We start from the raw sequence: 638 nt of genomic DNA, 5'->3' as shown, positions 1-638 counted from the left end.
TTGTCGACGTCGCTCTTGTCGATGTCCACCTCGGTCTTGCGCACGGTGTCGGTCACGACTTCCTCGCGCTCCTCGACCTCCTTGCTCACCACGATCTCCTCGGTGACCACCGCCTCCTTGGAAACCACGGCTTCCTCGTCGTGTTCGGTGACCGCGATGTCGCGCTCCGCGAACAGGGCATCGGCTTCCGCACCCGTCACCACGCGCTCGCCGCCGGTCGCGCGCCGCTCGACCGAGACGTGCTCGTCGCGCAGGCGGATGCGCTCCTCGACCGGAACCTCCTGGACATAGGTCCGCACATGCGTCGTGCCGCGATCGACGTCGCGCTTGCCGACACTCAGCCGTTCCTCGGCCAGTTCGACCGTATCCCCGTCTTCCGTCCCGCCGGTGCGGCCCATCGAGCCGCCATAGGCCGGCGACCCCGTCCCGTAGGCATCGACGTCTTCGCTGTAGGTGTCGCGCGTGCGGTAATCCTCCTCGTAGGCGTCGATATCCACGCCCTGCTCGGGATTGCGCATGATCTCGGCCACGCTGTCGGTCCGGTCGTCGTCCACTTCGGCGGACACGACGTAATGACCCTGACGCACGGCATCCCGGTAGGTGACGGCCTCGTCGTGGGGCAGATTGAGATGGCCGAT

Annotated in this window: 1 protein-coding gene; it reads right to left on the bottom strand. The window is 66.8% G+C overall.

Annotation, left to right across the window (positions count from 1 at the left end; translation table 11 throughout):
* Nucleotides 1–638, bottom strand: a 638-nt coding sequence (locus Q1A87_RS23650; RefSeq protein ID WP_299657308.1) for a YsnF/AvaK domain-containing protein, incomplete at both ends; no start/stop codon positions are given.

It is taken from the genome of uncultured Jannaschia sp., assembly GCF_947494055.1.
Taxonomy (GTDB): domain Bacteria; phylum Pseudomonadota; class Alphaproteobacteria; order Rhodobacterales; family Rhodobacteraceae; genus Jannaschia.
This window is presented reverse-complemented; position numbering and strand designations above follow the sequence as displayed.